Genomic DNA, 19845 nt, shown 5'->3' with positions numbered 1-19845 from the left:
GCGAGGCGCCGCAGGGGGGCGGGCGGGTTCTGGGGGACGCTCAGTGGGAGCGAAAGTTGGCGGGGCTGGAGCGACCTCCGGGCACTCCAGCAGCTACCTTGCGAGCGTCGTCGGAGCCGCCGAGTCCGGCGGCGAGGCGGTCCACCCGGGCGAGGAGCTCCGGGATGGTGCCGACGGGCGAGAGCTGGATGGCCTTGAGCAACGCCATCTCCAGCGCGAGCCGGGGCTGAGCGGCACGCGACACGTCCCACACGCACCCGTGGACGATGTCGAAGAGTCGCGAGATTTGAGCGGAGTCCGCGTCCTTCGCCAGGGCGGTGAGGGCATTGCGCTCGGACTCGGCGAGTTCCGGGGGGGCTTCGCCCAGTGTCTTGGCCACGAAGAGATGGCGCAGCTGCAGGGCCAGCTCTTCCGTCAGCCGCTTGAGATCCGTGCCGCGGTTGAAGACCTCCTCCACGCGTTCCAGCACACGCTTCGCGTCCTTGCGCACCAGCGCCTCGGCGAAGTCCTGTACCAGCGTGCGATCGATGGCGCCCAGTGCGTCGGCCACGGCCTCGTCGGTGGGCTCGGAGCCGCAGGCGGAGAAGATCTGATCCAGGAGGCTGAGCGCGTCGCGCATGCCGCCCTCGGACTGGCGCACCACCATGGAGAGCGCGGTCTCCGAGATGGCCACCTTCTCCTGCTCGCAGATGTACTTGAGCCGCTCGAGCATCACCTTGGCGGAGATCCGCCGGAAGTTGTGGCGCTGGCAGCGCGAGAGGATGGTGTCCGGGAGCTTGTGCGCCTCGGTGGTCGCGAAGATGAACTTCACGTGTCCGGGCGGCTCCTCCAGCGTCTTCAGGAGCGCGTTGAACGCCGCTCCCGAGAGCATGTGGACCTCGTCGATGATGTAGATCTTGTGCCGGTCCCGCTGCGGCAGGTACTTGGCGTTCTCACGGATCTCCCGGACGTTCTCCACGCCGTTGTTGGAGGCACCGTCGATCTCCGCCACGTCCACGGACGTACCCGCGGCGATCTCCGTACAGGCCTGGCAGACGCCGCAGGGGCTGGAGGTGGGCCCCTTCTCGCAGTTGAGCGCCTTGGCGAGCAGGCGGGCGGCGGTCGTCTTGCCCACGCCTCGAGGGCCGCAGAACAGGTAGGCGTGTGCCACCCGGTTCATCTTGATGGCGTTGGCGACCGTCCGGACCACGTGCTCCTGGCCGGTCATGTCGTCGAAGGTCTGCGGGCGCCATTTACGGGCGAGGACGAGGTAGCTCATGGGGGTCCGGAATCTAACCATGTAGAACGCGCGGGCGCACCAGTTCCATGCACCGGTCGCTCTACTTTTGGAGTCAGCCCCTGAGAGTCCAGGAACGGGACTCCCGGGGTCGGGTGCTTTACTCCGCGTGTTGGGGCCGCAGGTAGATGCTGACCGGATCTCGGGCGGGCGAACAGGTGCCCCACGCCTTGCGCTTCCATAAGAGGACAGAGAGAGTCGCGAGTCCCTTCCGACTTCCGATGACCGCTCCCGCGCCCATTCCCGTTCCTCCGCCCATCTTCGCCTCTGGCTCCGAGGCACCACCCGCCGCGGTGAGCCGGCGATGGCCGTACGTCCTGCTGCTGGGCGGGGTGGGGTTGCTGCCCGCACTCATCGCGGTGACTCAACTCGGGCGCATTCACCCGGACGAGGTGTACCAACTGCTCGAGCCGGCCTGGTTTCGTGCTCATGGCTATGGAGTGCTGGCCTGGGAGTGGCGCGCGGGCCTGCGCAACTGGGCCCTGCCCGGACTGGCCGCGTGGGTGCTGCGGCTGGCGGACGTGCTGGGTCTCGCTCATCCGGTGGCGTACCGGGCGTTGCTCGCCGTACCCCAGGCGGCACTGCACGGGTGGATGTTGTGGGCCGTGTACCGCTTCGCCGAGCGGCGTGCCGGGCCGGTGGGGGGCCTTCTCTCGGCGCTGACCGTGGGCCTCTACGGGCCGGTGCTCATCTTCGCGGGGCGGACGTTGAGCGAGTCCCTCTCCGCCGCCTTCCTGGTGGTGGCCATGGAGGCGCTGGATCGTACCGAGCGTCTGGAGCGCGCGGGCCTGGTGGGAGGGCTGGCGCTGGGACTGGCGGTGGTGGCGCGCTACGGCTCGGCGGTGATGGTGCTGGCGGCGCTCGTCTGGTTGGTGGCAATGCGGCGGTGGCGGGTGCTCGCCTTCGCCTGCCTCGGGGGTCTGGGAGTCGCGCTGGGCCTGGGGGCGCTCGATTGGGCGACGTGGGGCAGACCCTTCCACTCCTTCATCGCCTACGTGGACTTCAACATCCTCTCCGGGCAGGCCGCGAAGCACTTCGGAGCCGCACCCCCGAGCTTCTACCAATGGCCCTTCCTCACCGGACTGCCCGTCTGGGTCTGGGCGGCGTGTCCGCTGGGGTTGAGCTCCCTGCGCCGGCGGCTCTCCATCTCGTTGCCGCTCTTCTGTGGGGGTGCCTACCTCCTCGTCATCACCGCCACCGCCCACAAGGAGGAGCGCTTCCTCTACCCGGGGCTGGTGCTCCTGGTCCTGGCCGCGGCTCCGGTGATGACCGCCTTCATCCTGGGTCGCGCGCATCCCCCCCTGCGAGTGGGGTTGGGGGCTCTGGTTCTGGCCTCCACGCTGCTGACCGGGCACTACTACCCTCCGGTGGACCTGCGGGACGACCAGTTCCGCGCCATCGTCGAGGCCACCCGGGATGACAACGCTCACGGGCTGCTCATCGTCAACGAGGGCCTGTGGGGTGCCGGAGGCTACTTCTACATCGGCAAGAACATCCCCTGGGCCACCTGTGACTGGCCCCAGGACGCCAACTTCCAGGGGGCCATGCGAGACGCGCGCATCAACCGCGCCGTGACCTTCGAGGGCCGGGCGCTCGACGAGCTCCGGGCGGCAGGCTTCCGGGTGGTGCGGCAGATCGGCCGGGAGACCGTGCTCGCTCGCGATTGAGCGCAAAAAAGAAGGAGCCGAATCCTTCTTCAGGATTCGGCTCCTTCACAAGAACGGCCGGGACACACGCGGAGGTGCGCTACCGTTGCTTCCTTCCGGACCTGGCGGGGTTCACGTCCCCACGTTGTCCCGACCACAAGCTCTTCAATACTGAAAACAACTACGGAGAGGGTGGGATTCGAACCCACGATACCCTTTCAGATATACACGCGTTCCAGGCGTGCGCCTTCAACCGCTCGGCCACCTCTCCATGAGACACTCTGCGGAGAGCGTAGGATTCGAACCTACGATACCGTTCCCGGTATGCCTGATTTCGAGTCAGGTGCCTTCGACCACTCGGCCAGCTCTCCAATATTCACTTGTCGCGTTTCTTCTCGCGCAGTCGCTCGAAGAAATCCTTCAACATCTGGCGGCTCTCGTCCGCCAACACACCACTCGTGACCTGGAGCCGGTGATTGTGCCGGGGCTCTTCGGCGAGGTTGTAGAGCGAACCGACAGCTCCCGCTTTCGGATCCGTTGTTCCGAAGACGAGTCGGGTCACCCGGGACTGGACCAATGCTCCAGCGCACATCGCGCACGGCTCCAGCGTCACGTACAGGGTGACACCCGTGAGCCGCCACGCTCCCAGCGCCTTGGATGCTGCGTCCAGCGCGAAGATCTCCGCGTGGGCGAGAGGGTTCCGGTCGATTTCCCGTCGATTGAAACCGGCTCCGATGACTTTGCCATCGTGGACGGCTACCGCACCGACAGGAACTTCTCCGAGTCCAGCGGCTTCCCGCGCGAGCGCGAGCGCCTGCTGCATGAAAGCTTCGTCCAGACTCATGAGGAGAGACGGGTGAAAGGTTGGCGCTCCCTGGAGGATTCGAACCTCCGGCCTTCGGATTCGTAGTCCGACGCTCTATCCAGCTGAGCTAAGGGAGCTTGCCGTTTCCTTTGCACCGCTCTACTACAACCACTGCCTCTCTACCACAACTACTTTCTTTCGCGCTTCCACAACCAAGATGAGTGGCGGAGAGAGAGGGATTCGAACCCTCGATACCCTTTCGAGTATGCAGGTTTAGCAAACCTGTGCCTTCAGCCTCTCGGCCATCTCTCCACTGCCTTTACTGTCAAAGAACCGCGAACAACAAGAACAAAACGGAGGAGGTAGGATTCGAACCTACGGGAGGCTTTCGCCACCTGCGGTTTTCAAGACCGCTGCCTTCAGCCGCTCGGCCACTCCTCCAACTGCTTGAAGCCGCGCGGACCACCGAACTGCGTGGGCCGCCCTTCTACAACATCCGGGGCCCATTGCAACAACGTTGTGGGGCCCCGGAAGCTGACTGCGTGCCGCTGACTACATCGGCCGGAGTTCCTTGAGGCCTCCCATGTAGGGCACCAACGCCTCGGGCACAACAACGCTTCCGTCCTCGCGCTGGTAGTTCTCCAGGATGGCGATGGTCGTCCGTCCCACGGCCAGGCCACTGCCGTTGAGCGTGTGGAGGAGCTGGGGCTTGTCCCCCTTCTGGGCCCGGAAGCGAATCTTCGCCCGCCGGGCCTGGAAGTCGCCGCAGTCCGAGCAGGAGGAGATCTCCCGGTATGCCCCCTGGCCGGGCAGCCAGACCTCGATGTCGTAGGTCTTCCGGGAGGCGAAGCCCATGTCTCCGGTGCACAGCAGCATCACCCGGTGGTGCAGGCCCAGGCGCCGGAGGATGTCGCAGGCGTCATCCGTCATCTTCTCCAGCTCGTCGAGGCTATTGTCCGGGGTGGCGAACTTCACCAGCTCCACCTTGTGGAACTGGTGCTGACGGATGAGGCCGCGGGTGTCACGGCCCGCCGCGCCCGCCTCGGCCCGGAAGCTCGGGCTGAAGGCACAGTAGTGGCGCGGCAGCGTGTCGCCCTCGAGGATTTCATCCGCGTGGTAGTTGGTGACGGGCACCTCGGCCGTGGGGATGAGGAAGCGCTCGGGCTCGCCCAACGTCTTGAAGGCGTCGTCCTCGAACTTGGGCAGCTGGCCGGTGCCCACCATCGCCTCGCGGAGCACCAGGTAGGGGGGCAGCAGCTCGACGTACCCCTTCTGGGAGTGCACGTCGATCATGAAGGTCACCAGGGCGCGTTCCAGCCGAGCGAGCGCTCCCTTGTAGAAGGTGAAGCGCGAGCCGGACACCTTCGCGGCGCGCTCGAAGTCCAGCATCCCCAGCTTCTCGCCGAGCTCGAAGTGCTGCTTGGGCGTGAAGGGCAGGTTGGGCTTCTCACCCCAGGTGCGCACCTGGACGTTGTCGTCGGCGCTGGCGCCCACGGGCACGGACTCGTGGGGGACGTTGGGGATGAGGAGCAGGATGCGGTTGAGCTCCTCCTCCACCTCCTTGAGGCGCGCCTCCTTCTCCTTGATGGTCTGCGAGACGGTGCGCATCTCCCCGCGCAGCGACTCGAGCGCCGCGGGGTCCTCCTTGGCCTTGCGCTTCATCTCCTCGTTGGCCGAGTTGCGGCGCGCGGCGAGCGACTCCATCGCCACGTAGAGATCGCGCCGTTCCGACACGAGGCTCTTGAAGGGGCCGAGGTCCAGGCTGCCGCCCCGGGACTGCAGCCGGGCGACCACCGCATCGAAGTTCTGCGCGACGTGCTTGAGATCCAACATGGCGGGGCGGGTTCTAGTCACCCCGCGCGAGCCGGGCAAGGCATGTCGCACCCGGGCGCTCGGAAACGGACGCCCGGGTGGGGGCAAGTGCCTACTCGAGGAAGCTGATCTCGTCCTCGATCTCCTTGCGATTCTCCGCCTCGGGCCGGCGCGTGAGGTACTCCTGGAAGGCCTTGACGGCCTCCTTCTTCTTGCCCTTCTCCTTGTAGGCGTAGCCCAGGTCGTGCCAGGCATCGGCGTTGTCGGGCGTGGCGACGGTGGCCTTCTGGAACCACTCGATGGCCTTGGCGTACTGGTTCTGCTCGCTCCAGGCGCGGCCCAGCTTGTAGTAGACGGCGGTGAGGTTGGGGTCCGCCTTGAGGGCCTGCTCATAGGCGCGGACGGCCTCGCGCCAGCGCGTGGCGGTGAAGTGGGCGTCACCGATGGCCGCCATCGCCTGCGTGTTCTTGGGATCCACCTTGAGCGCCGCCTGGAAGGCCGTGATGGCCTCGTCGATCTCGTTGCGCTCCTGGTGGGCCTGCCCCAGGGCCACATGGGCCGTGGCCATCTTCGGCTCGAGCTTCACGGCCTCCTGCCACTGCTCGATGGCCTCGGGCAGCAGCTTGGCATCCCGGTAGAGCTGACCGAAGGCATAGTGGTAGCTGGCGCGCTTGGAAGCGGGGGCACGCTCCACCGCGGTCCTCATGCTCTCGATGGCCTGGGTGTATTCGCCCTGGCCGTCCTTGCCCTTCGCCTTGGCCTGGGCCGCCTTGGCCTGGGCCATGTAGAAGTTGGCCTCGGGGTTGGAGGGCTCGCTCTTGAGCGCCAGCATCAGGTTGACCTCGGCCTCCTTGAGACTGTTGGTGGCCTCGGTGTCCTTCTTGGCCTCGCGGGAGGCCTGGGCCTTGTCGAGGAAGACGGCGCCCAGGGCGATGGGGATGCCCGCCGCGCGCGGCTCCTGCTTCTTGGCCTGCTGCAGCTCGGTGATGGCCTCGTCCAGCTTGCCCTGGCGCCACAGCACCGTGCCGCGATGCAGACGGGCGCCCTTGAGCGTGTACGGCTCCAGCTCCAGCGCGGTGTCGGCCTCCTTCAGGGCCTTCTCCAGATCGCCGGCAAGCAGCGCCAGCTGGGACAGCCCGAAGTGGGCATGGCTGAGCGTGGGGTCCAATCCGACGGCGCGCTCGAAGGACTCCTGGGCCCGGGCGGTGTCATCCGAGGCGAGCGCGAGCTCGCCCTGACCGGCCAGGACCTGGGCGGTGTCAGGGGCCTTGGCCGCGGCTGCCTCGAACTGTTCCCGGGCCTGGTCGGTGTGGCGCAGGCGCAGGTGGAGGCGGCCGAGGGCGATCTGGGCGTCGATGAACTGGGCGTCGGCCTTGATGGCGCTCGCGTAGTGCTGCTCCGCGGCGGTGTTGCTGTCGTGCGTCTCCTCGAGGCGGCCGTAGTGGTACTCGATGCGGGCGTTGTTCGGGAAACGCTTGGCGGCGTCCTCCACCTGCCGTTGCGCCTCCTCCATCATGCCGAGCATCACCAGCGTGGTGATGTAGCCGTCCGTGGCGTCGCCGTTCTTCGGGTCGGCCTTGGTCACCGCCTCGTAGAAGGGCAGGGCGTCCTTGAACTGACGCAGGCCGTTCAGCACGCGCGCCAGGTAGCTCTTGACGAGGACCGAGTTGGGGTCCTTCTCCAGCGCGGCCCGCAGCTCCTTCTCGGCGTCCTGGAGCTTGCCGAGCTGGAAGAGGGCGATGCCCTTGAGGGTGCGGGCGCGCGACAGATCCGCCCAGCCCATCTGCGGCTGGAGCTTCTCGTCGAGCGCGCGCTCGGCGGCCTCGAGGCCCTTCTGTGCGTCCTTGCGCAGCAGCAGCTCCACCGCGGCCAGCTCCACTGCGGAGCTGATGTGGGTGGCATCCGCCTTGAGCGCGGCCTCGTAGGCCTTGGCGGCCTCGTCCGCCTTGCCGCTGCCCTGGTAGATGTTGCCCAGGGCGTGGTGCGCCTTGGCCAGCTCGGGCTGCTTCTGCAGCACCCGGTTGAGCGTGTCGATGGCCTGCGCGCTGTCCTTCTTGAGGGTCTGGGCCTCGGAGAGCAGGAGCGCCAGCTCGATGTCACCCTGGTTGGACTCGCGGCTCCAGGCGTCCTGCAGCAGCCGGATGGCCGTGTCCGGGTCGCGCGAGGTGAGGGCGTTGCCCGCGAGGTACTTGACGTACTCGACGTTCTTCTCGCCCAGCAGCTCCAGGCTCGCCGCCTCCTCTTCGGAGCGGCAGCGGCCCAGGTCGGCGCCATCGGCGGTCGAGTAGCGGCGCTGGAGGTAGAAGACGGCCTGGCAGAAGATGGCGCGCACCTCGGGGTACTCATCCGCCGCGAGCACCTTGTCCGCCAGCGTGCGGGCCTGCTTGTAGCCCTGGAAGGAGTCCTGGAGCAGCGCCTTGCGCGCGGCCTCCACGTCCGCGTAGGGCTGGGAGCCGGGCTTGACCTGGGCGGGCCAGAACTTCTTCATCCCGAAGATGCCATAGCGCGTGGCGCCGAAGCTGAAGCCCACGATGAGCACCAGCAGCGCCGCCGAGGCGGCGATGACCAGCGGCAGGCGCTTCTTGACCTGGGCGAGGACGAGCTCCAGGCGCGAGGTGGTGTCCACCACGGAGACCTGGGCCATGCGGCCGCCGTAGAGCTGGTTCAACCGCTCCATGTTGGCGGCGGTGTTGGCGGGCTGGCCGGCCTTGGAGCCGGGCTCGGCGGAGGGGATGGGCGGCGCGGCGGCGGGAACGGCGGGCGTGCCCGGCCCCTCCATCAGCTTCTGGATGGCCGCGGCGAAGGTGGGCACCGTGCCGATGGGCGTCCAGGAGTCTCCGTCGGTGGAGACGTCCTCGTTGCCCAGCAGCTGGCCGTCCTCGAGCATCTTGACGACGACGCCCTCCTCGAACGGGCCGAAGACCTTGCCCGAGCGGCGGCGCACGTGGAAGCGGCGGGCGTTGGACTTGGGCTTGTTGTTGGCCCCGTTGTTCTTGGCCGCGTCGTCGATGAAGCTCAGCATCTCCAGGCCGTCGGCCGTGCCCGCACCGGGCGGCGGCGGCAGTGGCGCGGAGAGGTCCGCCTCGAGGTCATCGCCCCCGGCCTGGATAGGAGCGGAAGGATCGAACTCGAGCGCGTCGGGGATGGACGCCGTGGCCCCGGCGGGCGCGGGGCTGCCGAAGTCCACGTCGTCGAAGCCACCCGGGGAGGGCGGCGCGGCGGGCGGCGGCTCGGAGAAGTCGAGGCCGACATCCACCGTGGAGGGCGCGGCGGGCGGAGGCTCGGAGAAATCGAACCCCGAGCCACCGGCCGGCGGAGGCGGCAGGGCGAAGGGATCATCGGCCTCGGGCGCGGCGGCGTAGGGATCCGCGGCGGGCTCGGGGGGCAGGCCGAACGGGTCGGCTTCGGGCGCGGCGGGAGGCGGCGGCAGGGCGAAGGGATCGTCCGACCCGGGCGAAGCGGCGAACGGATCCTCGGCCGGCGCGGGGGGCAGGCCGAAGGGATCCTCGGCTCCGGGGGCGACGGCGTACGGGTCCGCGGCGGGCTCGGGAGGCAGGCCGAAGGTATCCACCTCGGCCGTGTGCTGCGGCTGCGAGCCGAACGCGACATCGTCCCCGAAGCCGGAGTCCGAGGCGTACGGGTTGTCCGCGGGAGGAGGCGGCAGGGCGATGGCACCCGCCTGCGGCGCGTCGGCGTAGGGATACGGCTCCTCGGCGGAGGGAGGAGGCGGCAGGGCGATGGCATCCGCCTGCGGCGCGGCGGCGTACGGGTCCGAGGCGTACGGGTCCGCCGCATAGGGATCCGCGGCGTACGGGTCGCTCGCGGCAGGAGGCGGCAGGGCGACGGCGTCCGCCTGGGGGGCGGCGTACGGATTCGCGGCGTAGTCGAAGTCGCCCGCGGTGTCCGTATAGCCAGCGGAGCCCCCGGCGCTCTCCGGGTAGGCACTGCCCGCGTACGGGTCGCTCGCTCCGGGCAGCGGGATGGCCTCTCCCGTCGGGGCCACTCCTCCATCGTACGCGGACCCCCCGAAGTCATCCGACGGGTAGCCCGCGGTGGGCGCGGCGCCGGGCAGCGGAATGGCCTCCGAGGTGGCCGTAGGGCCGTCGCGGAAGGCCGCGGTCGGCACGGGCATGCTGACGACGCGCGTGGTCTCGGACTCCGCGGGCCGCTGGAAGTCATCGTAGGCCGCGTACGGATCCGCCCGGGGCGCGGTAGCGCCGGGCAGCGGCACGGCGACGGTCGCGGCCTGCGACGCGACGGCGCCCGGCAGCGGCACGGCGGCGGGAGCGGGCGCGCTCACCGCATCGCCAGGCTTGATGGGGAAGGTGTTCTGGCACCGTGCGCACTTGAGCTTCGCGCCCCCCGGGGGAATCCGCTTGTCATCGATGTTGTAGTTCGTCTGGCAAGACGGGCAGGAGACTTTCATGGGTTTCCTTCAGCGGGGGCCATCGGACGCGAACGGCCGCACTGACCCGCGGCCGGCGCAGGTTATCAGAGGCATTTTCCAGGCGGCAAAGAACGCGACGCCCGTAGTGGACACCACCCCGGCGGCAGGGCAGGCGGGCGGGGAAACGCTTCCTGGTGGACGGCGGCAACGCTCCTGTTGCCAGACGTAGCGCCAGAGGTGGTAGACCCGGGTCTCCCATGGAACCCATCGTCATTCTTGGCGCGGGCCTCGCCGGGCTCTCCGCCGCTCACTTCCTCCAGCGCCCCTGGCGCCTCATCGAGAAGTCCGAGCGGGTGGGCGGTCTCATCAAGACCGAGGTCATCGACGGGTGCTACTTCGACCCCACCGGCCACTGGCTCCACCTGAGAGACCCGGAGATCCGGGAACTGGTGAACACCCGCTGGCTGCCGGGCCAGATGGTCTCCATCCAGCGCAAGGCGGGCATCTACTCGCGGGGCGTCTTCACGCGCTTTCCCTACCAGGTGAACACGCACGGGCTGCCGCCCGAGGTGGTGGCGGAGAACCTGCTCGGGTACGTGGAGGCCATCTACGGGGAGAAGGGCCGGGAACTGCGCGAGCGCGAGCCTCGCAACTTCACCGAGTTCATCCTGCGCTACATGGGGGAGGGGTTCGCGAAGAACTTCATGCTCCCCTACAACAAGAAGCTGTGGACGGTGGACCCGTCCGAGCTGTCCGCCGCCTGGGTGGGGCGCTTCGTGCCTCGGCCGACGCTGAAGGAGGTGGTGGACGGGGCCCTGGGGGTGGGGAGCGATGCGCTGGGCTACAACGCCTCCTTCCTCTACCCGCGCGAGGGCGGTATCGAGAGCCTCGCCCGCGCCATGCTGGCCCACCTGCGAGGTGGGGAGCTGAGCGTCAACACCGAGCCCACCGCCATCGACTGGAAGGCCCGGCGGGTGACGCTGTCGGACGGGCGCACGCTCGGCTACTCGCAGCTCGTGTCGTCCATCTCGCTGCCGGGGCTGGTGCGGCTGGTGGCCCGGGGTGCTTCCGGGGTGCCCGACGAGGTGCTGGCCGCCGCCGGCCGTCTGCGCGCCACCACCGTGACGTATGTGTGCGTGGCCGCCCGCGGGAAGAACCGGCAACCCTGGCATTGGATCTATCTGCCCGAGCCCGAGTTCAAGACGTACCGCATCGGCTCGCCCTCGGCGGTATACGCACCGCTGGCCCCTCCGGACACCGCCACCTTCTACGTGGAGTACAGCCACCACGGCGAGCTCTCCACGGCCCAGGCCGAGGCATATGCGGTGGAGGACCTGGTGCGCTCGCAGATGGTGCACTCGGCGGAGGACCTCCTCTTCGCCCGGGCCCGAGAGATTCCCCACGCCTACGTCCTCTATGACGATGCGTACGGGCCGGCCAAGACGGAGATCCTCCGCTTCCTGGAGCACGCGGGCATCCTCACCGCGGGCCGCTACGGACAGTGGGAGTACTCGTCCATGGAGGACGCCATCCTCGCCGGACGTGCGTGCGCGCGCCGGTTGAACGGGTGATGTGATTGACCGTCGACGGGGCCCGCGGGGGCATGCTAGGTCGCACGTTCGTCCATGGCCCCGTACCTCTCCATCGTCATCCCCGTCTACAACGAGGCCTCCATCGTCGCCTCCGCCGCGGCGGAGCTCACCCAGGGGTTGGATGCGCGCGGGTGGGACTACGAGATCATCTTCGCGGAGAATGGCTCGCGTGACTCCACGCCGCAGATTCTCGAGGAGATGTGCTCGAAGAACCCGCGCCTGCGCTGGTTCCACTCGGAGCGGCCCAATTATGGCGCGGCGCTGAAGGCGGGCATCGAGAAGGCCCTCGGCACCTACGTCTTCTGCGACGAGATCGACCTGTGCGACCTGAGCTTCTACGACGCCGCGCTGCCGGTGCTGGAGAAGGGCGGGGCGGACATGGTGGTGGGCTCGAAGGCGGCCAAGGGCGCGAGTGATCAGCGGCCGCTCGTGCGGCGCGCGGCCACGCGGGTGCACAACAAGCTACTGCGGGTGACGCTGGGCTTCCAGGGCACGGACACGCACGGGCTGAAGGCCTTCCGGCGCGAGGCGCTGCTGCCGGTGGTGGCCAAGTGCGTGGTGGACATGGACGTGTTCGCCAGCGAGTTCGTCATCCGCGCCTGGCGCGAGGGGCTGCGGGTGGTGGAAATCCCCATCAAGCTCCACGAGAAGCGCCAGCCCTCCATCCACCTCTTCAAGCGCGTGCCCAACGTGCTCAAGAACGTGGGCAAGCTGGTCTACGTCATCCGCATCCGGGGCACCTGAGGAGGCGAGGGTGGCGCGGCGGCTCGCATCCATCTCCGTCGACCTGGACTCGCTGCCGCACTACTGCCGCATCCACGGGCTGCCCGAGTCGCTGCTGGACGCGCGGGCGCGGGGGCTCGTCTACACCACGGCGGTGCCCCGGCTCAGGGAGCTGCTGTCCTCGGTGGGCGTGCCGGGAACGTTCTTCGCCATCGGCGAGGACGTGGTGGCGGACGCACGGGCCGCGGCGGCGCTGCGCTCGGCACACGAGGCGGGCGTGGAGGTGGCGAGTCACAGCTTCTCGCACGACTACGCGCTGACGCGGCGCCCGCCCGAGAGCATCCGCGAGGACCTGCGGCGCGCGGACGAGGTGCTCGAGGCGGCCACGGGCGTGCGCCCGGTGGGCTTCCGCGCGCCGGGCTACACGCTCAACGCGGCCCTGTACGCGGCGACCGTGGAGCGTGGCTATCGCTACGGCTCGTCCGCGTTCCCCGCGGCCCCGTACTACACGGCGAAGGCGACGGTCATGGGGGCGCTGGCCCTGGTGGGACGTCCCTCGAGAGCGGTGCTGGACTCCCCCCGGGTGCTGCTCGCGCCGCGCACCCCGTACCGACCGGACCCGGCACAACCCTACCGCCGGGGAGCGGGGGCCGTGCTGGAGCTGCCCATGGCGGTGACTCCCGGGGTGCGCTTCCCGTTCATCGGCACCTTCGTCACCACGCTGCCACTGCCGGCCATCCGGGCCGCGTACCGCGCGCTCAAGGGAGAGGCGTTCTTCAACCTCGAGCTGCACGCGCTGGACGTGCTGGGCGCGGAGGATGGCATCCCCCCCGAGCTGGTGCGTCAGCAGAGGGACCTGCGGGTGCCCGTGGCCCGCAAGCTGGAGCGGCTGAGGCTCCTCTTCGGCTGGCTGAAGTCCGACCATGACGTGGTGACGCTCAGGGACGCGGCGTCCCACCTCTCCGTCACCGTGTAGGGGAGGGATGCCCTTCTTCAGGGCACGGGCGCCAGGGCGGTCCTGGCGCTTGCGTTCGAGGTGCTTGCCGCTCGTGCTTTCTCCAGCACGGGCCTCACCTCGGCGCGCAGATCCTCCGGGGCCAACTCCAGGGCCCGCTCGAGCTGAGGCACGGCCTCGGCCGCGCGGCCCCGGGCCAGCAGCAGCTCTCCCATTCCCAGCAGCCCCTCGGCGTAGCCCCGGGGCGCGGGTTTCGACTCCTTCTCCCAGAGCGCCAGCGCCCGCTCGAGGTCGTGTCGGGCCTCGTCCCATCGCTTCAAGCGCACCAGCGTCCGGCCCAGGCTGTCGAGCGACTCCGCCACGAAGAGGTGCGTGGGCCCCAGGGCCTTCTCGCGCAGGGCCAACGCCCGCTCGTGCCGCTCCCGCGCCTCTTCGTACTTCCCCAGGTCCCGGAGCACGTTGCCCAGGCCATTGAGCGAGACGGCGATATCGGGGTGCTCGGGTCCCAGCTCCTTCTCCTGGATGGCCAGCGCGCGCACGTACCGCGAGCGCGCCTCCTCGTACTTCTTCATGGCCCGGAGCACATGGCCCAGGTCGGTGAGTGTGCTGGCCACGTCTGGATGCTCGGGCCCCAGCGCCTTCTCCTGGATCGCCAGTGCGCGCTCGAGCCGCGCCCGTGCCTCCGGGTACCGGCCCAGTCCCCGGAGCGTACTGCCCAGGTTGTTGAGCGTGCTGGCGATGTCGGGATGGTTGGGCTCCAGGAGCTTCTCCCGGATGGCCAGCGCCTGCTCGTACTGCGCCAGGGCCTCATCGCTTCGGCCCAGCGCCTCGAAAGCCGTTCCCAGGTTGGTGCGTGAGCTGGCGACATCGGGATGCTCGAGCCCCAGGGCATTCTTGCGGATGGCCAGCGCGTTCTCGAACCGATCCCGGGCTTCGTCGTACTTGCCCATCGCGTAGGCCGCGGTGCCCAGGTTGCTGTAGGAGAGGGCGACGAGGGGATGGTTGGGTCCCAGCGACTTGCGCCGGATGGTCAGGGCGCGCTCATACGCGTCCCGAGCCTCCTGGTTCTTCCCCAGCGCTCCGAAGACGGTCCCCATGTTGTTGAGCGAGGACGACACCTTCCAGTGCTCGAGGCCCAGGGCCTTCTGCCGGAGCTTCAGCGCGCGCTCGTGCCGCGCGAGGGCCTCCGCGTACTTTCCCGTCTCCTGGAACGCGATGGCCTGGTCATTGAGGGCATCCGCGCGAATCGCGTCGTCATCCGCGAGCTCCGCGGCGGACTCCAGGGTCAGCAGCAGGCCCATGGCCTCCGGGTAGCGCGCCTGCCGCCACCCCACCTCCCGGAACAGCAGCATCCACGTCCGGGCGACCAGCACCAGGTCCTTGCTCCGCGCCGCCATGGGGATGGCCTGACGCACCATGGCCTCGGCGCCCGCGTAGTCGCCGACCGAGTCCTTCAGGTAGGCGACCTGGTACAGGGCCTGCGCCAGGAGGGGTTCGTGGCCCACCTTCTCCACCCGCGGCAGCAGCTTCTCTCCGGACGACAGCCCCTCGCGATACTTGCCGGCTTCCCGCAAGGGCTCCAGCCGATCCACCTCCGCCAGCAGGGCCTGCACCTCGGCGCGCACCGCCGGATCCTTCGGGAGGGGCACCGTCTCCTTCAGCGCCCTGGCATCCGCGCAGGCGTCCAGGGGGGGCAGTGACTGCACCGCCTGCACCGCCTTCGACACGTTGTCCCGGTCGGGTCCGCGGGCGAACAGCTCCGTCAGTGCTCGCATCTGGCCGCGCCGCCGCTCCAGGCAGTACACCTGCAGCACCGTGGGCTCCTGGGGCGAGGAGTCCTGGTTCTGGGCGGCCTCGCACGCCTCGGTTCGCATCCGCACCCACGTCTCCGCGTAGCCGTCGAGCAGCTTGGAGGCGTGCGTGAAGGTGTCCTCTGCGTACGGCAGCTTGGTTCCCAGGAAGGCCTGCTTCATCTGGGTCTTCACTGCCTCGTCCCACGTGCCGGTGAGCCTGCGCTCCAGGTGCGCGCACCCCGGCTCCTGGTGGTGGAGCTGGAACCAGCTCCAGAGGGTCAATCCCGCCAGACCCGCCACCAGTGCCGTCAGGGCCCCCGCGCGCCTGCGCACCCGGCGCCGCGCCTCGGGATCGTCCGCCAGCGCCGCGACCAGCTTCTCCATGGAGGCGGGACGCTGCGCGGGGTCCGCCCGCAGGCCCTCGAGCAGCGTGTGCGCCAGCCACTCGGGCACTTGCGTGTCGGCGGGAGGGGGCTTCACCCGTCCCTCGAGCTGCGCCTTGGCGGACTCGGCCTGCGTGGCACCCGAGAACGGGTGTTGCCGGTAGAGCGCTTCGTAGAGGGCCACGCAGAAGGCGAACAGGTCGCTGCGCGCATCGGCGGACCCGGCGCGCAGCAGCTCGGGGGCCATGTAGCGGGGCGTGCCCAGCAGCGTGCCCTGCAACGTGAGGGGACTGTCCAGGGCGCCCGGCGGCAGCGGCACGGGGGTGGTGGCGGGCCCGGGCGGGGTGGAGGAGGACTCCGCTCGTGCCAGGCCGAAGTCCGTCACCCGCACCCGCCCGTCCTTGCCCACCAGGACGTTCTCGGGCTTGAAGTCGCGGTGGACGAGCCCCGCCTCGTGCGCGGCCGCCAACCCGCGCCCGGCCGCCAGGAACACCGTCAATATCTCCCGCCAGGTGCGCGGGGCCTGCTCGCACCAGCGCCGCAGCGTCAGCCCCTCCACCATCTCCATGGCGATGAAGATGGCGCCTCCCTCGAGCGTGCCGACGTCATAGATGGCCACCACGTTGGGGTGCGAGAGGCGGGCCATGGCCTGGGCCTCGCGCAACATGCGCGCCTCCATGTCGTGCTGCGACTGGCTGGAGTCCCACTCCTGGCGCAGCAGCTTGAGGGCCACGCGCCGGTCCAGCCGCGAGTCGTACGCGGCCACGACCTCGCCCATGCCACCGCGGCCGAGCGGGTTGAGCACCGTGTAGCGGCCCACCAGCATCTGCCCGGGCACCGTGGACACCGGCCCGTACAGGCGGGGCGCGGAGGTGAGCGGGTCGCGCGAGGGCAGGGGCGAGACGAGGCTGCGGACCTGGGTGGCGGCGTCCCCGAGGGGATCGAAGCCCGGGCCGGACCCGGGCGGCACGGAGGCCTGGTTCCGCACGAGGGTGTGTTCCTCCTCCGTGGCGCCGGTGCCCGAGTCTCCTTTCGCCCGCGGCTCCACGTCCTTCATGTGCGTGCCTCCCCTGATGCTGCGCCGTCGCCGACGGGACAGTCCTACCTTGGAGGAGGGGACTCTAGCACCGAGGCGCGGCCCCGTGCGTGCCGGGGCCGCGCTTGGACTCAGAGACGGAAGCCGAGCACGATGGGCAGGTACTGGCCGGTGGCCTTGCGGGGTCCGCTCGGCGTGTCGATGCTACCGCCGAAGACGTAGTGATAGCGGCCCTCCAGGTAGAGCTTCATGGGACCGCCGAAGAGCTTCAGGCTGACGCCTACTCCGGCGTTCAGTCCGAAGTCCGTCCTGCTCCGCGAGCCAATCACCTGCTCGACGGAGACGGGGGTGTTGAAACAGAAGAACAGCCACGGGTCGCAGTACGGGGCGAAGCCCGTGCCCACGAACTCGGAGATCTTCACGCTCCGGAAATAGACGCCGGGCCCGCCCAGGACGTAGACGCTGAGGGGTCGCGCGGGAAGCACGTCGTAGACGGCGTTGAGGTCCCCATACTGCAGGATGTGGTCGCCCTGGACGCCCTGGGATTCCAGCACGTCGGACTGGATACCGTAGCGGGTGTAGGAGTACTCGGCCTGAAGGCCCAGTTGCTTCGTGAATTTGTACGTCACCCCCATCTGGGCGCCACCGCCATCCTTGAAGCGGCCCCCCGCATCCGAGATGGGGATGGCTGCTCCTCCTCCCGCGTTGAACGCGACACGGGGCACGCCCGTGGCCATGTATTCGTCGAAGGACGTCCGTGTTTCCGGCTCGGCCGCCAGGGCGGGCCCGGCGCTCGCGAGCACCCCCAGGCCGACGGCCATCGCACAAATGAATCGCATCACCATCCCCTCCTTGGACCCCAGGGTAGGCACCGGGGGGAGGTGCACCCATTGGGGCCCGAGGACGGGAGGGTGGTTGGCGCCCGGACGCCGCATCCGCGCTAGCGGGAGGAGCGTGGCGCCTGCCTGCCCTGGAGTCTTCAGGCGGCCGGGGTGGGGCTGGGCTGCATGTCCGCCCTCGCCAGGCTTTCAGCCCCGGTGCCGTTGAGCCACGCGGAAGAGGTGGGTGAGGGAGTAGTCCAGCAGCGCCTGTCGCGAGCGCATGTAGTGGCGGGCCCGGACAAACGGCAACCACACGCGGTTGCCCACCAGCACCTGTGTCTCCTCGAGCCGCTGGCGCGGAATCCACTTGCCGCCCAGGTTGCGCACCAGCACCTCGCCCAGGTACGCGCCAATGGCGGGCACCGCGTGCTCGTCGATGGCTTCCCTCAGGCGGCTCGTCGGGAATTCCTCGCGCCAGAAGTAGAAGTCGGCGTCGGTGAGCGACTCTGGCGTTGCAGCGAAAACGGAGGGCACCTCCGAGTGCAGCAGCGCCACGAGGTGCTCGGCGAGGGTGCTGTAATAGGCGAGAGTGCGAGCCGGGTTGTCCACATCCGGAGGCAGCGCGGAGTGGGCAGGACGCCATTCCTCGGGCTCGGGTGGCTGCCACACGTTGAGAGAGGCGATTCTGCGCTGTCGCTCGTGACTGGCGACTCGGTCCACCACACGCGAGAGGAGCGAGGCCATGTCCGGGTGGAAGTGTGGCTCCACGGGGGCGAGCATGGCGCTGCGCTCATGCAAGGTGCGCAGCACGGTGTCGAAGTCGAGGTCCGGCCGGAGGTGGGCATGGGCGCGGGCCTGCGCGAGCCGTGCCTCATTGCTGGCGAAATCCGCCACGGTGGGCCACGTCACCAGGAGGACGGAGCCGTTGGGCAGCTCCTCCACCCGGTGAGCCGGCGTGGACAGCATGCGCTCGCGGCCCACGGTTTCCACCAGCTTGGGGCCGAAGACGTTGAGCCAGAATACCTCGTAGATTTTGTCGAACCCATCTCTGTACAAGGCTTCATCATCACGGCCGAAATTGGGAGCGCCCGCCAGTGCTCTGTCGTCGGTACTGTGGGCCATGGCATAGGTAACCGGGTACCGAGAGGCCCAGGCGCGCACCAGTTCCACGAATCGGCGGCAGCGCTCCGCCTCCGCGAAGAAGGAGAGCGGCTTTACCTGGAGGATGATGCCCAGTTCGGGTTGCCGCGGTGGAAGCCATAACCTGAGGCGACTATCCAGCGCGGGCCACTTCGTTCGATAGAGCCCAAGGGCCGTTCTGTTCCCATCCAGCCGCTCCTCCAGTGCCTTCCAGATGGCGGGGCGGGCGTATTTGCGTTGCCGCTTGCCGTTGACGACATCCGGCATCCACCCGTCGGCGTACTCTTCGAGCGCTTGGAGAAAGGGCTCCATCTCGCGCTCCAGTGCCGCTTGTGGACTGAAAGCACCGTCGAAGGTTAGCAGGAGGCTGTCCTCCGGCTTCAAATCATGCACGCTCAGCACCTTCATTGAAACAGCACCTCCACTCCCGGAACCTTTTCCTTGGTTTCGCTCACGGCGCTCTTCAAGAAGTCTGGATTCGTGGGCTTGAGGTCACCCCCCTCGTAGATGAGGCGGACCCTCGAAACCTGCACCTCGCCAGCCTCGCCGAAAAGACGTTGGAGGGAGTCACGGCGGATGTCCAGCCTCTCGCCGTATTTCTGTAGGGCCTCGCTCGCGTCCTCAATCATCTGCGCTTCCAACGCTTCGTACTTCAGCCCCGAGAGGTCGCGGCTCTTGAAGCTGAACGTCTCCACGCGACGGGGCCGTCCGCCGAGCTCACCCTCTTCAATCACGAGCACGTCCGCGTAGCGCAAACCGGGACCCGGCTTCCTCACGCCCACTTGCGTTTCAATGCGGGGCTTGTCGAAGTCCCGGAGGAATTTGCGCTGGGCCCGAGGCTTCTCCGCGTCAGCCTTTAGCAGATTCACCATGTCGCGCTCGAAGGCCATCCCCCGGGCAAACCACGCGCGCATTCGCTCATAGGGCTCCCACTTGAGGGGGCCTTCGGCGGCCGTGCCCTTCTCCACCTCGATGAAGCGCCTGTTGTAGAAGTCGACGTACTCGCGCCAGCGAGGGTTGCCCCTGGCCTCGGGCGGCGGGGCGTCGAGGGAGGGGCGGTGCTTCTCCAGCACGCTCACGTCCTTGGGCAGGCGCGGGCCCGTGGCCTCGAGCTCCGCGGCTGCGAGCTTCGCCTCCACAACATCCAGGGTGCGGCCGATCTCCTTATCCACGAGCGAGGCCAGGGTGCCCTGGCGCTCCGCGGCACCGGCCTTCGTAGCGGAGGGGCGTGCGGCCTCCCCGGCACCGGCCCCTGCGCCAGCCTTCTCGGGCGGGGAGCCCGTAGCCCCGGGCTTCGCCCTGGACATGAGCGGCCGAGCCCTGGCCACATCCCCCCCAGTCTCATGCAACGCCAACGCGGCGTCCGCCCCGCCCACGGCGACGAAGCGGCCTGCCTCCCGGCTCGCCCGAACCTCCCGCACCAACTCCCGCAGGCCCTCCAGGCTCATCGCCCCATTGAACTGCCGCGCCGTCTCC

General features: G+C 68.9%; 11 protein-coding genes, 5 tRNA genes, 1 other RNA gene and 1 pseudogene. 4 read left to right on the top strand and 14 right to left on the bottom strand.

Annotation, left to right across the window (positions count from 1 at the left end; translation table 11 throughout):
- Positions 1–40: 40 nt before the first annotated feature.
- A complete protein-coding gene (dnaX, locus tag DAT35_RS33895; RefSeq protein WP_108072993.1) occupies positions 41–1258 on the bottom strand; it encodes a DNA polymerase III subunit gamma/tau in 1218 nt (405 codons plus the stop codon).
- A 239-nt stretch (positions 1259–1497) separates the two neighbouring features.
- Between dnaX and DAT35_RS33890 the strand changes: the two genes are divergently transcribed.
- The gene (locus DAT35_RS33890) at positions 1498–2943 is read left to right on the top strand and encodes a mannosyltransferase (RefSeq protein WP_108072991.1); all 1446 of its coding nucleotides are present in this window, start codon (positions 1498–1500) and stop codon (positions 2941–2943) included.
- Between the two features lie 49 nt (positions 2944–2992).
- Here DAT35_RS33890 and ffs read toward each other — a convergent pair.
- From ffs to DAT35_RS33845, 9 genes are all read right to left on the bottom strand, one after another.
- An RNA gene (gene ffs / locus DAT35_RS33885) (signal recognition particle sRNA small type) lies at positions 2993–3081 on the bottom strand.
- Between the two features lie 25 nt (positions 3082–3106).
- A tRNA-Ser gene (locus DAT35_RS33880) sits at positions 3107–3193 on the bottom strand.
- Positions 3194–3206: 13 nt separating this feature from the next.
- Positions 3207–3293: transfer RNA gene (locus tag DAT35_RS33875), tRNA-Ser, on the bottom strand.
- A 5-nt stretch (positions 3294–3298) separates the two neighbouring features.
- Entirely contained in the window at positions 3299–3766 is a 468-nt protein-coding gene (tadA, locus tag DAT35_RS33870) for a tRNA adenosine(34) deaminase TadA (RefSeq protein WP_108072989.1), read from the bottom strand.
- A 21-nt stretch (positions 3767–3787) separates the two neighbouring features.
- Positions 3788–3864, bottom strand: a tRNA-Arg gene (locus tag DAT35_RS33865).
- 85 nt (positions 3865–3949) lie between these two features.
- A tRNA-Ser gene (locus tag DAT35_RS33860) sits at positions 3950–4039 on the bottom strand.
- 42 nt (positions 4040–4081) lie between these two features.
- Positions 4082–4168: transfer RNA gene (locus DAT35_RS33855), tRNA-Ser, on the bottom strand.
- 111 nt (positions 4169–4279) lie between these two features.
- Entirely contained in the window at positions 4280–5560 is a 1281-nt protein-coding gene (serS, locus tag DAT35_RS33850; RefSeq protein WP_108072987.1) for a serine--tRNA ligase, read from the bottom strand.
- 91 nt (positions 5561–5651) lie between these two features.
- Positions 5652–9965, bottom strand: coding sequence for a tetratricopeptide repeat protein (locus DAT35_RS33845; RefSeq protein ID WP_108072985.1), 4314 nt, complete (start codon positions 9963–9965; stop codon positions 5652–5654).
- Positions 9966–10183: 218 nt separating this feature from the next.
- Here DAT35_RS33845 and DAT35_RS33840 point away from each other — a divergent pair, with 218 nt between their 5' ends.
- The 3 genes from DAT35_RS33840 to DAT35_RS33830 are packed head-to-tail and all read left to right on the top strand — an operon-like array spanning position 10184 to position 13217.
- Positions 10184–11497 carry an NAD(P)/FAD-dependent oxidoreductase gene (locus DAT35_RS33840; protein ID WP_108072983.1) on the top strand — a complete coding sequence of 438 codons (1314 nt, stop codon included), beginning with the start codon at positions 10184–10186 and terminating at the stop codon, positions 11495–11497.
- A gap of 54 nt (positions 11498–11551) precedes the next feature.
- A complete protein-coding gene (locus DAT35_RS33835) occupies positions 11552–12262 on the top strand; it encodes a glycosyltransferase family 2 protein (protein ID WP_108072981.1) in 711 nt (236 codons plus the stop codon).
- A gap of 10 nt (positions 12263–12272) precedes the next feature.
- The gene (locus DAT35_RS33830) at positions 12273–13217 is read left to right on the top strand and encodes a polysaccharide deacetylase family protein (RefSeq protein WP_108072979.1); all 945 of its coding nucleotides are present in this window, start codon (positions 12273–12275) and stop codon (positions 13215–13217) included.
- A 17-nt stretch (positions 13218–13234) separates the two neighbouring features.
- On the opposite strand, the gene DAT35_RS33825 is transcribed toward DAT35_RS33830, so the two are convergent.
- From DAT35_RS33825 to DAT35_RS33810, 4 genes and pseudogenes are all read right to left on the bottom strand, one after another.
- The gene (locus tag DAT35_RS33825; RefSeq protein ID WP_108072978.1) at positions 13235–16429 is read right to left on the bottom strand and encodes a tetratricopeptide repeat protein; all 3195 of its coding nucleotides are present in this window, start codon (positions 16427–16429) and stop codon (positions 13235–13237) included.
- Between the two features lie 110 nt (positions 16430–16539).
- Positions 16540–17247 carry an outer membrane beta-barrel protein gene (locus DAT35_RS33820; protein WP_158502018.1) on the bottom strand — a complete coding sequence of 236 codons (708 nt, stop codon included), beginning with the start codon at positions 17245–17247 and terminating at the stop codon, positions 16540–16542.
- 189 nt (positions 17248–17436) lie between these two features.
- Positions 17437–18777, bottom strand: a complete 1341-nt coding sequence (locus DAT35_RS33815; protein WP_108072973.1) for a hypothetical protein — start codon at positions 18775–18777, stop codon at positions 17437–17439.
- Positions 18774–19845: pseudogene (locus DAT35_RS33810) on the bottom strand (hypothetical protein); the annotation flags it as partial. The gene DAT35_RS33815 and the pseudogene DAT35_RS33810, both read right to left, overlap by 4 nt.

The sequence above is a fragment of the Vitiosangium sp. GDMCC 1.1324 genome (assembly GCF_003044305.1).
Taxonomy (GTDB): Bacteria; Myxococcota; Myxococcia; order Myxococcales; family Myxococcaceae; genus Archangium.
The sequence above is the reverse complement of the archived record's forward strand: the minus strand, read 5'-3'. Positions and strand labels throughout refer to the sequence as shown.